Origin of the sequence: Acrocarpospora corrugata (genome assembly GCF_009687845.1) — a bacterium.
GTDB lineage: Bacteria > Actinomycetota > Actinomycetes > Streptosporangiales > Streptosporangiaceae > Acrocarpospora > Acrocarpospora corrugata.
Genome location: NZ_BLAD01000141.1, coordinates 1 through 12,645, shown reverse-complemented (window position 1 = coordinate 12,645; position 12,645 = coordinate 1). Strand labels below are relative to the sequence as shown.

The following is a 12,645-nucleotide window of genomic DNA, read 5'->3' as shown; positions in this document are numbered from 1 at the left end:
GAACCAGGAACCGCCGCGGACCACCCGAGCGCCTTCCGACGCGAAGTCGACGCCCTCGACCGAGGTGTCGGGCAGCTGGTTCAAGCACCATTCCCAGACGTTCCCGTGCGCGTCGTGGATGCCTTCCGGGGTGCCGGAACCGAGGTAGAGGCCGACCGCCATGGTCCGGCTCACCCCTGATTCCAGTGTGTTCGCGGCGGCGTCGTCCCATTGCGGGCCCCACGCGTAGCGCGACCCGTCGCCGGGGCCGCCTACGGCGAGTTGCCATTCCCAGTCGGTCGGCAGCCGTACCGGGATTCCGGATTTGGCGGTGAGCCAGCGGCAGAAGGCGATCGCGTCATACCAGGAGATGTTCTCGGCGGGGTGGTTCGGGATGGCGCGGAACTGCCGGCCGGGCGTTTCTGGCCGCATGGCCAGCCCGTCGAACCAGGCCGGGTTCTGGAAGCCGTCGGGGTCGTCGAGAAAGGCTTGGTACTGGCCGTACGTCACCGGGTAGGCGGCGAGTTGGAGGTCGGGGATCTGGATTTCCGGCAGGTCGCGGATGATTACCCGGCCGCCGGGGATGGTGCGCCAGAGAATGTCGGGCAGGCCTTCGGCGGTGAGGCCGACGCCGGGGCGGTTGTCGCCGATCTCGAACAGGCGGTCGCCGAGGCTGGCGCGGCGCTGGTGGGTGGAGTCGCCTTCGAGTTCGGTCAGGATCCTGGTCACTTCGGGGATGATGAACTCTTCGATGACCGGGTCGAGTTCCGGGTCGAGGTTCTGCACCATCGCCTCGGCCATGATGAGCCGTTCGTGCGGCCACAGGAATGTGTCGGGCCGACCGGCGCGGTCCCAGTCCGCGGCGGCGCGGCGCAGCTGCCGCAGCAGCACCATGTCGTCTCTGGTCTGCTGGATCCATTCGGCCAGGCGCGGCCAGGAGCCGAACAGCGCTTCGTGGGAGACCTCGATGGTGGCTTCGCGGTGCTCCTCGTCATCGCTGACCACCATGAGCCTGGCCTGGGTCAGCAGTGCGATCAATCGGCGGGTGGCCTGGTCATCGGCGAGGCTGTTCAACCGGGCTCGCCGCCTTACCGGGACGCCCGCCTCGCTCACGTCGGTGAGGCGGCGGAACAGCTTGGGCAATTGGGCCCGGTCGTCCTCGGTGAGGGTGTCGAATACTTCTTCGGCCCGGGTGGCGATGGCTCCCTGAATGCCGCCGATTCGCTCGTACTCACTGATGAGCAGATTGCCGTCGCTGGCGTGCTGGGCGACGAGGTTGAGGGCGAAAGCCATAAGTGCCAGGCGGCCGGGTTCCGCGCCGGCGTCGTCGAGAATGCGCTCGGCGAGCTGGCCCTCGAAGGTGAGCCCGGCGATTTCGGCGGGACGAGTGATCATGCGGAACAGGGCGCCGAGCCCGGCCGAACTGAGCGGGAAGGAACCGATCCGCAGCAGCGCGGCCAGATCGGGGTGGTCGAGGCAGTGGGCGTAGAAGTCGGCCCGCAGCGTGATGACGATGACGACCCGCTCGGATTTCGCCGCTTCGGCTGTCACCGCGACGAACTGGGCGCGCTGCCGCTCGTCGATGCCGGAGCCAAAGAGTTCCTCGAACTGGTCGATGACGAGCAGGAGTCTGTTCCACGCGGGGGAGCCCTTGAGCACGCTGTCGACGTACTGATGGAAGCTGCCGGGATCGCGTTCCAGTTTCTGGGTGATCTCCTGTGCGGTGCCGCTGGCGCCGCCGTCGGAGAGCCGGGCGGCCAGCGCCAGGAAGGGGCTGCCCTCGATCTCACCCGGGGTGAATCGTATGATTTCCCAGCGGTCGGCGCCCGGAATGGCACCACGCCGCAATTCGGGAATGACGCCCGCGTTCACCAGCGAGGATTTGCCGGCGCCGGACGCGCCGATTACCGCGAGGAAACGGCTGCGCGGATCGCCGAGCCGGCCGATGATTTCACTGGTTTCGTGCTCGCGGCCGAAGAACACCAATGATTCGTCTTCGTTGAAAGGGCGGAGACCGGGAAACGGGTCGGCTGGGAGTGCCGCGCCTGCGCCTGCGTCGGTATCCGATCTCATAACCTCATCCATGATATCTTTGAAAATGGATCGAAGATGGCTCTCTATGAGCGATCCGAATCTAAGAACATCAGGATATCTATTCACGCCCGCCGGGCCAGAACCGGCCCGTCCCGATAAATCTGCCAGGAACTCAGTGACGAGGCTGAGTTGCTCTTGCTTCTCCGCGAGGTCGGGGTCGTTCAGGGACACCATGACATCCGCATCCCGATGATACAGTAGAACGCGCGGCCGTCCAGACGCGACTTCTTCCCGCACCGCGTCAAGATATTCCCATTCTGTTCCCGAGCGGATGGGTCGGCCATCGGGTTGGACATAGGCTGGACCAAGCGGAGTGCCCAGTCGTCCCCAGAAGAGGACCACTACTACATCACACTCGCTCGGTAGCGGAAGCCCCATGTTGATGGCCTCTTGGGGAGGAAATGCTGCCCGCAGCGGTACTTCCGCGTCCGGCCGATCCCAGGACACCTCTTCGATGCTCACCCGGCCGCGTAAAAATGGATCGTATCCGAGTTTCTCCAGTGTTTTCCTGAGCACCGCCCGTTCTTCACTGACGTCCGCGGGCGAGGAAATGAAAACGCGAATGGTGTGTTTCTGGGTCGTCCGTTTCGGCATGGCCCCTCACACAAAGGATCTGATCACGGCGTCGGACCACGACTCCGGCGGCAGCGCCAGCGGGGTGATGGGTGTCGCGGATCGGGTTCTCCGGTTGATGTACCAGGCGTTCTCGCCGGGTTCGGCGGGCAGGTCGGGGGGAGGGTCGCCCGCGCCGTCCAGGACGATCACGTGATCGAAATCAGCGAGTCCTTCTGGCCTGGTGAGATCGAGGTTGGCGAAGGTGTTGCACCACACGACGGCGAACAGCGAGTGCGCCGTGCCGTCGCGCAGGATTCGCGCCAGCCGGGCGGCGTTGGGAGTGGTGGTGTCGGGTGCGTAAGATCCGCGCGAGCGCATGCCGTGGGCGGCGTGAAAACCGCAGATGAATAGGAACTTGGCGTGCCGGGGCGCTTCCGGGTGGCGGTCGCGTTGCAGCAGCGCGTACTGGAAATCGCCGAGGGAGGTCATCTCGGAGATGGTGTCCCGTTCGAGTTTCACCGGCAGCGGCAGTGACATGGCCGCGTCGGCGAAGACCCGGGACTCCTCGGTCGAGACGAAATCCATGATGCTGAACGGCGGCGTGGTGTAAATCTCGCGCTGACCTGGGGTGCTGGTGATTTGTGTGGCCAGGTCGAGCAGGGCGACCATACAGATTCCCAGGGCGGCCTCCCGGGATCTGCCGACGATCATGATATTGCCGCCGCCGGCCGCATCGAATGCGACGCGGATCGGCTCGCCGGAGTGCGCGTCCAGGCCAATGCACGCGGAGAGCGGGGCGCCCGGCTCGTAGCGCCGGAAAAGGCGGAAGTCGCCGTCTTCGACAGGCCGGATTCGCATCACGTTCACAGCGTACAGATGATCCCAGAATTTTCCTTAGGGTTAACCCTTAAGATGGGTGCGTGTGCTTGCGGCGGTGAATTGTGCTAGCCCGAGGTTGAATGGCGTTCCAGGCCGTCCAGGAGGATGGCGAGACCTCCGGTGAACGCGTCGCGGGCCATCCTTTCCCATTGGTCCGCGCCGTCGGGCGGTGGCTGCGCGGCCAGCAGAGTCGAATGCGGGAAGCGTTCGGCGAAGTCGGGGACGATTTCCCGCATGAGCCGGGAGCGGAGCGACCACCATTCCTGGTCGGGGGTTCCGGTGCTGCCGGCGGCGGAGCGGGCTTCCGCGATCGACTGGGCCGAGCCGCGGACCAGGCTGAACAGGGAGCTGACGACTGCTCTGACGGTGGCCGACGGCAGTTCGGCCGGGCCGAGGACGCGGAGGACGCGCTCCAGGACGGCCTGTTCGTGTGGGCCGAGGACCGGGCGGGCGTGGGACACCTGGAGCAGCCAGGGGTGGCGCAGGTAGCACGCCTGTAGATCGTCGGCCCAGGCTTCGGTTTCGGCGCGCCAGCCGCCGGACGGCTCCGTCCGGGCGAGTCCCGCGTGGGCCTGGTCGTACATCAGGTCGATCAGTTCGCGTTTGGTCGGCACGTAGGTGTAAAGCGACATGGCGGTGTGGCCGAGGCGTTCGCCGACCGCGCGCATGGACAGCCCGTCCAGCCCCGACTCGTCGGCGACCGCGATCGCCGCGTTCAGGATGGCGTCCACCGTCAGGGCGGGTTTGGGGCCTCTGGCGGGACGGGCGGGGCCGGCCGAAGACGCACGCCACAGCAGCGCCAGCGTGCGCTGCGGATCACCTTGACCTGCGTAGACGACCACTGATGAAACTCCTTACGACATAAGGTATTGTGACCCGGTACGGAAATAGTTTACGCCATATAGAGAGGGGAGATCGTATGCCGGTCGCAGTCCTGCGGGACGGATCCACCATCGACATCGAGGTGCACGGGGATGGCCCGAACCTGCTGCTGCCGATCAACCCGAAGCCCGCCGAGGAAGGGCCGGAGGCGCAGGCGATGCGTGACTGGGGAGGCGATCCCGAACTCGGTCATTCACTCGTCACCGGGTTGCGGGACACCTTCCGAGTCGTCGCCTTCGACTACGAGAAGCACCTCATGGCGCACCCGAAAACGCTCACGCCCGACGTCATTACGGGTGATCTGCTGACGGTCGCCGACGCGGCGGACGCCGACCGCTTCGGGTTCTACGGGTATTCGTGGCTGGCGCTGTCCGGAATGCAACTGGCGATGCGTAGCCGCCGGTGTGCTGCGCTGGTCATGGGCGGGTATCCGCCGGTCGGCGGGCCGTACGCGGAAATGCTCGCGACGACCGAGGCGACCTATCGGATGGCCGTCGAAGCGCAGGAATCACCGTCCGAGCAGGTTGTCGAGCCGGGGGACTGGGATACGGTCTCGGTGTCGCTGTCGCCTGCGCAGGCGAAGCAGTTTCTTGTGCTCTACCACGAGCTTCAGGGTTTCGACGACCTGGCGGCGCAGGCCGAGCTCAGCTGTCCCCGGCTCTGTTTCGCCGGGTCCGCGGACACGATCGACTACGGCCCGCGGTGGGGCGGCGTCCGGGTGGACATCGCGGGGCCGATAGTCGATCGGCGGGCCGAGCTCGAAAAGCTCGGCTGGGAGGTCCGGGTGCTCGACGGCCTCGACCATATGCAGGCCATGCAGGCCGATCAGGCGTTGCCGATTATCAAGCCGTGGCTGGCCGCGAGACTGCTGGCCTGAGCTGGTAAATGGATTGCCCGGGTGCCCTGGGGGCGGGATTCTCGCTGGATGCGAAAGACAGCGACCGGCCCTCAGGGCGTGCCGGTCATCAGCTATCTCGAAGGTGTCCGGGACGGGTTGCCCTGGGCGGACATGGTGGAGGTGCTCGGGCCCGAGCCAGGCGAGGTGATCATGAGCCAGCTGGTCGGCTGGGTGGTCTCGGTGCCGGTCGAACTCGGGACGGAACTGGTCGAGCGGGGCGCTCGCCTGATTCGGCACGCGCACACGATGCACTGCGAGCTGACCCAAGCTCTGCCTCCCGCCGACAGCGCCCCGCCGCCCGGAATCCACTTCGCCGAGGCCAACGCGCAGCAGGGCGAAGAGATGGTGCCGGCTTGGACGGCCGCATACCCGCCAGGACATCCTGATCACCATCCCCGTGAGGAGGGGTTGGGTCCGCTGCTCCGCGGCGAAACGATGGGAAAGCTGCTCCCGTGCAGCACGGTCGCGGTCGACGAGAGCGGCGCGATCGTGGCCGGGGTCCTGGTCAATCTCTGGCATGAAGTGCCGTGGATTTCTGACGTATTCCGGCACCCGGCCAAATCCCCGCGAGGATTGGGAGCCCGGCTGCTTCGTCATGCGCAACTACGCGCGATGGCGGACGGGCTGACCACCCTGGGCCTGGCCGTTTCGTACGCGAATCCCGCCAAGCGTGTCTACACCAGACTCGGCTTCATCATCACCGACACCTCAATGACGGTGATCGTCGACAAAGTCTGAGCACGTCAGAGCGCCCGATTGAAGCGGACGCGCGTGGTGCCAGGGGCCGTCGTGGTCGTGGAAAGGCTCGCTGACCGTGAAACCCATCGCGCTGTGGAAGGCGATCGAACGATGGTTCATGGGGGAAGTGATCGCTTGCGCGACCGTTCGGCCGTCGGAGCGCGCCAGGTCGAAGAAGCGCGTGTAGAGCTCCCGCCCCAGGCCGCTGGACCGGAATTCCGGGTCGACGGCCACGTAGTGGATATAGGCAACACTCAGCTGCGACGGCGAAAGAATGCCCACCAGGAATCCGGCAAGCCGGTTCTCGGACTCGGCGACCAGGCTGCTCGCGAAGAAGTGATCGAGGAACAGCCGGGACAGCCCGCCCGTCATCGGCCGCCCCCACCAGTCATCGACAACGCCAACGATCCGGTCGTAATCCCCGGGAACGGCCTGACGTATGACGACTTCGCCCATGCCCCCAGCATGCACCAAGAGCAACACCGCGACGGGTCAAGCCACGCGAATGCGGCTGAGCGGCGGGCGGTCCCGCAACGCCAGGAGCTGCGGCTTGCTCCTGGCGTTGGCGGGTAAGGCCGGTTACTTCGACTCGGACAAGGTCAAGGTCGTCGTGTAGGTCTTGAAGGGGGTCTGCATCTCGGTGGCCTCCAGCTGGTACGCGACCGTGACGCACCCCTTGCGGACCACCGCGACCGTGAAGCGTCCGTTGCGGTCGGCGGTGGCCTGGGTCCTGCGGAGGGAGGTGCCGCCGGTGCAGGCCGCGTTGAGGCCGGTGCTCTCCAGGCCGACCTTCACGTTGGACGGGAAGTTCCACCCGTCGACCACGAACGCGATGTCGCCGTCGGTGGTGGGGACGGTCGAGGTGGGCGAGGTGACGAGGGCGGTCGCGCCGGAGGCGGGCCTGGGCGCGCCGATCTCCAGGCCGGTGTAGTGGGTGCGGAACGGGGTCTGGGCCTCGGTGGCCTCGACCAGGACTTGCCCTCGACGCAGTCGGCGGCGACGGCGGCCAGCACGAAGTGGCCGTGCGAGTACGCGCATCTCACCAGATGCGGCAGATCAGGGTAAACGCCAAGATGTCTACGCGAGGCTGGGGTTCGAGATCACCGACACGCTGACGTCGGTCGTCATCGACACCGCGCAGCCATAAACCGCGCAGCCATAAATGGGGTGCCCGTCCGCGAATACGGGAGGTACCCTGCGCGAGGACCTGGGAGGGGAATTGTCGTGGGACACGTTGAGGTTGGCCACCTGACATATGTGCTACCGGATGGCAGGCCCTTGTTGGACGACGTGTCCTTCCGGATCGGTGAAGGCGTCAAAGCGGCCCTCGTCGGGCCGAACGGCGCGGGCAAGACCACCCTGATGCGGCTGGTCTCCGGCGACATCCAACCGGTCGAAGGCTCCGTCGCCAGCTCCGGCGGCCTCGGCGTGATGCGCCAGTTCATCGGCAGCATCCGGGACGGCCGCTCCGTCTACGACCTGCTGCTCTCCGTCGCCCCGACCCGGGTGCGGGAAGCCGCCGAGAAACTCCACGCCATCGAGCTCCTCATGATGGAGCGCGACGACGAGAAGACCCAGATGCGGTACGCGCAAGCGATCACCGACTACTCGGACGCCGGCGGCTACGACATCGAGGTCCTCTGGGACACCTGCACCATGGCCGCCATGGGCACGCCGTACGACAACGTGAAATATCGTGAAGTGAACACCCTGTCCGGCGGCGAGCAGAAACGCCTGGTCCTGGAAGCCCTGCTCCGCGGCCCCGACCAGACCCTGCTCCTCGACGAGCCGGACAACTACCTCGACGTCCCCGGCAAACTCTGGCTCGAACAAGCCCTCCGCGAGACCTCCAAAACCGTCCTTCTCGTCTCCCACGACCGTCAGCTGCTCGCCAACGCCGCCGACCGCATCGTCACCGTCGAATCCGGAAACATCTGGGTCCACGGCGGCGGCTTCGTCTCCTACGCCGAAGCCCGCAAAGAGCGCAACGAGCGCCTCGACGAGCTGCGCCGCCGCTGGGACGAGGAGCACGCCAAGCTGAAGCGCCTGGTCGCCATGCTCAAGCAGAAGGCGACCTACAACGACGGCATGTCCAGCGCGTACCACGCCGCCCAGACGAGGTTGCGCAAGTTCGAGGAGGCGGGGCCGCCCGAGGTCGCGCCCAAGGATCAGCAGATCAACATGCGGCTGCGCGGCGGGCGCACCGGCAAGCGCGCCGTGATCTGCGAGAGCGTCGAGCTGACCGGCCTGATGAAGCCGTTCGACCTCGAAGTCTGGTACGGCGAGCGGGTCGCCGTGCTCGGCTCCAACGGATCCGGCAAATCCCACTTCCTCCGCCTGCTGGCCGGTGAGACCATCCGCCACACCGGCGCGTCCAGACTCGGCGCGCGGGTCGTCCCGGGCCACTTCGCCCAGACGCACACCCGCCCGGAACTGGCCAAACGCACCCCGTGCGAGATCGTCATGACCGAGCACGCCAGGCTCAAGAACGAGGCCATGAAGATCCTCGCCCGGTACGAGCTGGCGGGCATGATCGCCGACCAGCGGTTCGAGACGCTGTCCGGCGGTCAGCAGGCCCGCCTGCAGATCCTGCTGCTCGAACTGTCCGGCGCGACCCTGCTGCTGCTCGACGAGCCGACCGACAACCTGGACCTGGCCAGCGCCGAAGCCCTCCAGGAGGGTCTGAACGCGTTCGCGGGCACGGTGCTGGCGGTCACCCACGACCGCTGGTTCGCCGCCGACTTCGACCGTTTCCTGGTTTTCGGCGCCGACGGTCAGGTGTACGAATCCCCCGAACCGGTCTGGGATGAGGGTCGGGTTCAGCGCGCCCGTTAAAGAATCGACAGTCACGCGCGTGTCCGCCGGACGCCCCCGGCGGACACGCGTTATCACAACTGTGTGACGCAGCGTATAGCAGCACTCATCCTGACCGCCCTGATGGTGCTGGCGGGATGCGGGCAAGACGACTCGAACGCGCCCAGACAGCTCGCCCCGCTCGCGCTGAAGGAGCAGGCCTCCTCGGTGGTGAAGGCCAGCGGTGGGTACGTGGTGAACTGGGCGGCCGTGCTCGGCAACCCCAACCGCTGGCATTTCGGTGAGAACACCGTGGCCACCATCAGCGCCCACGACGCGACCGGCAAAGAGGTCGTGCGGATGGAGCAGCCGCTGGACGCGATTCCGCCGTGGGGCACCCTGGCCTTCACCGGCGAGGCCCTGGCCGCCGCCAAACCGGTCTCCGTGAAGATCAACTATCGGCCGGCGGCCTGGCATCAGGCGGCGCGGATTCCGTCCGCGTTCAAGGCGTTTCCGGTGACCAAGGTGAAGACCGAGAAACTGGGGACGGGGTCGTACCTGATCACCGGGTATGTCACCGATCCGTTCCAGAAGCCGGCGTCGAGCCTGGTGGTGACCGCGCTGCTGCGGGACGCCGCGGGCAAGCTGATCGGCGGGGGGACGGCTTTCGTGGACGATGTGCGGTCCAGCACCAATCGCCGGTTCATCATCACCGTGGAGAGCGTGACCGAAGGGGCGGCGGCCGCGTCGACGCAGGTCATCGCGCGGACGTGGGGGGCGACGGCGAAGCCGTACGAGGATCTGGCGATGGGGGGCGCGACGCCGGTGCACACCGACAAGCCGAAGACGGAGCCGTTCGCCAAGGATCGCAGCGCTCAGGCCGGCCCAGAGAAAAGGCCGTGACCATACCGGAACCCAGAATCGGGGCAAACCCTCTCTGGATCTTGAAATCCCAATCGGGTTACGGTACAGGCATGAGCACCCCCCGGATCGTCCTGTTCGGCGCCACCGGCTTCACTGGGCGGCTCACCGCCGAAGCCCTGCTGGCGCGCGGCGCCCGGCCCCTGCTGGCCGGGCGCGATCCGGCCCGGCTGGCCGCGCTCGCGGCCGCTCTCCCGATCGAGTTGCCGACCGCGGTCGCCGATGTGAGCCGCCCCGACTCGGTCCGCCGGATCGTCGAATCCGGCGATGTCCTGATCTCCACCGTCGGCCCGTTCGCCCGCTGGGGCGAACCGGCGGTCCAGGCCGTCACCGAAGCCGGCGCGATCTACCTCGACTCCACCGGCGAACCCCCCTTCATCAAACGCGTCTTCCAGCGCTACGGCCCACCCGCCGCCGCCCGCGGCGCCACCCTCATCACCGCGTTCGGCTACGACTACGTCCCCGGCAACCTCGCCGCCGCCCTGGCCCTCCGCAAAGCCGGCTCCGAAGCGGTACGCGTGGACATCGGCTACTTCGTCCGGGGCAACCTGGCCCGCCGCGCCAGCGCCGGAACGCGCGCCTCCGCCCTCGGCATGATCCTTGAGCCCATGTACGGCTATCGCGACGGCCGCATCATCCGCGAGCACGGCCGAACCCGTCTTTTCACCGTGGGCGGTCGCAAACGCCACGGCATCTCGCTCGGTGCGAGCGAACATTTCGCGCTGCCCCGGGCGTATCCGCGGCTCCGGGAGGTGAACGTCTACCTCGGCTGGCTGGGCGGCCTCACCCGGGCCGCCGGGGTGTTCGCCCGCGCGACCCCCGTGATCGCGCACCTGCCGGGCGCCCGGCGCGTCACTGAAGCCATGGCGGACCGGGTCATTCGCTCCGGTTCCCGGAACTCCGCGCCGGCCGATCCTGCCCTCTCCTCCCAGACCATCGCGGAGGCGTACGCGGCCGACGGCACGCTCCTGGCGGCCGTGCAGCTCGACGGCGGCGACCCCTACGACTTCACCGCCCGCATTCTTGCCTGGGCTTCCATCACCGCGCTCATCGACGGGGTGGGCGGCACCGGAGCCCTGGGCCCGGTGGACGCCTTCGGCCTGGACGCGCTCGCCGACGGCTGCGCGGGCGCTGGGCTGCACGTTTCGACCAGATAGTCGCTGCCTGACGGCTGGGGACGTTTCGGACCCCGTTGGACCCTGCCTGATGGCCGGGGGATGAGCTGCAATCTGTCCGCCGACAGATAGCGCCCTTCCGTGAGGTACCGCCGCCCTGCCGCCGCGGATGGACCGCTGCCCCGGGCCGATCGCGAATCGCCTCCTTCATGAAGCAGTGGCGCAACGAGCGCGCGGTCGCTGAAATCGTAGAAATGCTCAAGCGCGGTCATTCTCTGACAATCGGCTGGCGTGAGGTCGCCGATAGCGCTCCGCGCACCATCCAGTGCCGCCGGTTCGTTGCCGGGTATTTCGGTAGATGCTGGTCTGCGGCTTCGTTCGGGATGTCCGTCTAATCGGTTAATTCTCGTGGTGGTGTTATGAATGCCGGACAGCCGGGTATTTCGTATCGCGGGTGATACCCCGGGCGTCGGACCGGCTTTTCTGGAAATTTCTGTGGATGGGGGATGGTCTCGATGGGGGCGCATCGGCGTGGTGGGATGGCTGCGGGGGCGGCCGGGCAGGGTGGCGAGGCGGGGGTGGATCGGCGGGTCGTGGTGTGGACTACGAGGCTGGGGTTCGGGTCGTTGCCGCTGCTGTTCCTGGTCGGGATCGGGGTCATTCCGGCGTTGATCGCGCTTTCGCTGGGGCCGCGCGCGTTGGCGGACATGAAAGGCAAACCGGCTTCGGGGACGGATTGGGGGATGGTTCAGGCCGCGATGGTCTGCGCGGTGGTGACATTGATTCTGGCGGGGCTGTCCGTGGCCGTTGGCGGGTTGATGCTTCTTTTTTGGTAGGGTGGCTAATGATATTGGGCGATTTGGTCGGATAAATGGGGCGCAAGCCGTACCGAATCAGAATGTCTGTCATTCGCGGGAATCGCTGGAACTGCTAGTTACTAATCCATTACCTTCGGTCACATGAATGACCGAGTCCTGGTCGAAGCGCTGCGTGACCGCGATCCCGGCGCCCTCGCCGCGCTCTACGATTCGTATGCCGAGAGTGTCTATCGGTTCTGCTGGGCGATGCTGGGCAGCCCGGACGGGGCCCAGGTGGCGTTGCGGGACACGCTGATCGCCGCCGAGGCCCATATCCAGTCGCTGGCCGATCCAGAACAGCTGCGGCCCTGGCTGTTCGCGCTGGCGCGCGGGGAGTGCGCGCGCCGCCGGATGCCGGGGTTCGTGATCACCGACGACACCGATCCGGCCGGCGTGACCGTCCCGGGCGAGCCCGGCGACACCGACCTGCGGGTGACCGCCTGGAACGCCACCCAACTGCTGTCGCCCGAGGACCGCGAGATCCTGGAGCTCAGCACCCGCCACGGCCTGTCCGGCCCTGACCTCGCCGCCACCCTGGGCCGGTCGGTACGGCAGGCGGAAACCCTCCGCGACGCCGCCACCGAACGCCTCAGGGACGCCGTCACCGCCGAGGTCCTCGCCGGTCAGGGCCCGCACGACTGCCCGCGCCGCGCCAGAATCCTCGAAGGCGGCGAACTCAGCCCCGAGACGCGCGAACAACTCATCCGGCACATCGCCCGCTGCGAGACCTGCCGACCGCACCGCGACCGCCAGATCTCCGCCGCCAAGGTCTTCGCCCTGCTCCCGGCCGCCGCACTGCCGGACACCCTGCGCGTCCGCGTGATGAGCTGCTTCATCGACCCCGAACTCGTGCCCTACCGCAAGTACGTGGCCCGCCGGGTCGGCACCCTGGACCCCGCCGGGTTCCCGATCGCCGAGGAGGCCACCACCCGCC

Annotated in this window: 12 protein-coding genes and 1 pseudogene; 7 read left to right on the top strand and 6 right to left on the bottom strand. The window is 67.2% G+C overall.

The features are described from left to right. The 4 genes and pseudogenes from Acor_RS41020 to Acor_RS41010 form a co-directional block, all read right to left on the bottom strand. Positions 1–2,052: nSTAND1 domain-containing NTPase (locus tag Acor_RS41020; RefSeq protein ID WP_246239835.1), on the bottom strand; the 2,052-nt coding region annotated here is incomplete at its 3' end. Positions 2,053–2,322: 270 nt separating this feature from the next. Then, positions 2,323–2,667 (bottom strand): annotated as a pseudogene (locus Acor_RS46600) (DUF4062 domain-containing protein); the annotation flags it as partial. 6 nt (positions 2,668–2,673) lie between these two features. After that, positions 2,674–3,489: a hypothetical protein gene (locus Acor_RS41015; RefSeq protein WP_155342157.1), complete on the bottom strand. Its 816-nt coding sequence runs from the start codon at positions 3,487–3,489 to the stop codon at positions 2,674–2,676. 83 nt (positions 3,490–3,572) lie between these two features. Beyond that, entirely contained in the window at positions 3,573–4,349 is a 777-nt protein-coding gene (locus Acor_RS41010) for a TetR/AcrR family transcriptional regulator (RefSeq protein ID WP_155342156.1), read from the bottom strand. A 77-nt stretch (positions 4,350–4,426) separates the two neighbouring features. On the opposite strand from Acor_RS41010, the gene Acor_RS41005 reads away from it, so the two are divergent. Beyond that, a complete protein-coding gene (locus Acor_RS41005) occupies positions 4,427–5,266 on the top strand; it encodes an alpha/beta fold hydrolase (RefSeq protein ID WP_155342155.1) in 840 nt (279 codons plus the stop codon). 48 nt (positions 5,267–5,314) lie between these two features. Next, the gene (locus Acor_RS41000) at positions 5,315–6,025 is read left to right on the top strand and encodes a GNAT family N-acetyltransferase (protein WP_155342154.1); all 711 of its coding nucleotides are present in this window, start codon (positions 5,315–5,317) and stop codon (positions 6,023–6,025) included. On the opposite strand, the gene Acor_RS40995 is transcribed toward Acor_RS41000, so the two are convergent. Together Acor_RS40995 and Acor_RS40990 are read right to left on the bottom strand one after the other, a co-directional pair. Further along, positions 5,996–6,481, bottom strand: a complete 486-nt coding sequence (locus tag Acor_RS40995) for a GNAT family N-acetyltransferase (RefSeq protein WP_155342153.1) — start codon at positions 6,479–6,481, stop codon at positions 5,996–5,998. The genes Acor_RS41000 and Acor_RS40995 overlap by 30 nt on opposite strands. Positions 6,482–6,604: 123 nt before the next feature. Continuing rightward, positions 6,605–7,063 carry a hypothetical protein gene (locus tag Acor_RS40990; protein WP_155342152.1) on the bottom strand — a complete coding sequence of 153 codons (459 nt, stop codon included), beginning with the start codon at positions 7,061–7,063 and terminating at the stop codon, positions 6,605–6,607. A gap of 186 nt (positions 7,064–7,249) precedes the next feature. On the opposite strand from Acor_RS40990, the gene Acor_RS40985 reads away from it, so the two are divergent. From Acor_RS40985 to Acor_RS40965, 5 genes are all read left to right on the top strand, one after another. Beyond that, on the top strand, positions 7,250–8,860 hold the full coding sequence (locus tag Acor_RS40985) for an ABC-F family ATP-binding cassette domain-containing protein (RefSeq protein WP_155342151.1): 1,611 nt from the start codon (positions 7,250–7,252) through the stop codon (positions 8,858–8,860). 63 nt (positions 8,861–8,923) lie between these two features. Continuing rightward, complete coding sequence (locus tag Acor_RS40980) at positions 8,924–9,721, top strand: hypothetical protein (RefSeq protein ID WP_246239834.1); 798 nt, start codon at positions 8,924–8,926, stop codon at positions 9,719–9,721. Positions 9,722–9,792: 71 nt separating this feature from the next. Beyond that, positions 9,793–10,896 carry a saccharopine dehydrogenase family protein gene (locus Acor_RS40975; protein ID WP_155342150.1) on the top strand — a complete coding sequence of 368 codons (1,104 nt, stop codon included), beginning with the start codon at positions 9,793–9,795 and terminating at the stop codon, positions 10,894–10,896. Positions 10,897–11,480: 584 nt separating this feature from the next. Further along, positions 11,481–11,690 carry a hypothetical protein gene (locus tag Acor_RS40970; protein ID WP_155342149.1) on the top strand — a complete coding sequence of 70 codons (210 nt, stop codon included), beginning with the start codon at positions 11,481–11,483 and terminating at the stop codon, positions 11,688–11,690. Between the two features lie 123 nt (positions 11,691–11,813). Then, positions 11,814–12,645 (top strand): sigma-70 family RNA polymerase sigma factor (locus Acor_RS40965; RefSeq protein WP_170317361.1); only part of this gene is annotated, 832 nt, incomplete at its 3' end.

Bases quoted from the DNA above. Each gene is read 5' to 3' on its own strand.
- Acor_RS40995 (WP_155342153.1), bottom strand. From the start codon at position 6,481: ATGGGCGAAGTCGTCATACGTCAGGCCGTTCCCGGGGATTACGACCGG.
- Acor_RS40975 (WP_155342150.1), top strand. From the start codon at position 9,793: ATGAGCACCCCCCGGATCGTCCTGTTCGGCGCCACCGGCTTCACTGGG.
- Acor_RS40990 (WP_155342152.1), bottom strand. From the start codon at position 7,063: ATGCGCGTACTCGCACGGCCACTTCGTGCTGGCCGCCGTCGCCGCCGA.
- Acor_RS41000 (WP_155342154.1), top strand. From the start codon at position 5,315: ATGCGAAAGACAGCGACCGGCCCTCAGGGCGTGCCGGTCATCAGCTAT.
- Acor_RS41005 (WP_155342155.1), top strand. From the start codon at position 4,427: ATGCCGGTCGCAGTCCTGCGGGACGGATCCACCATCGACATCGAGGTG.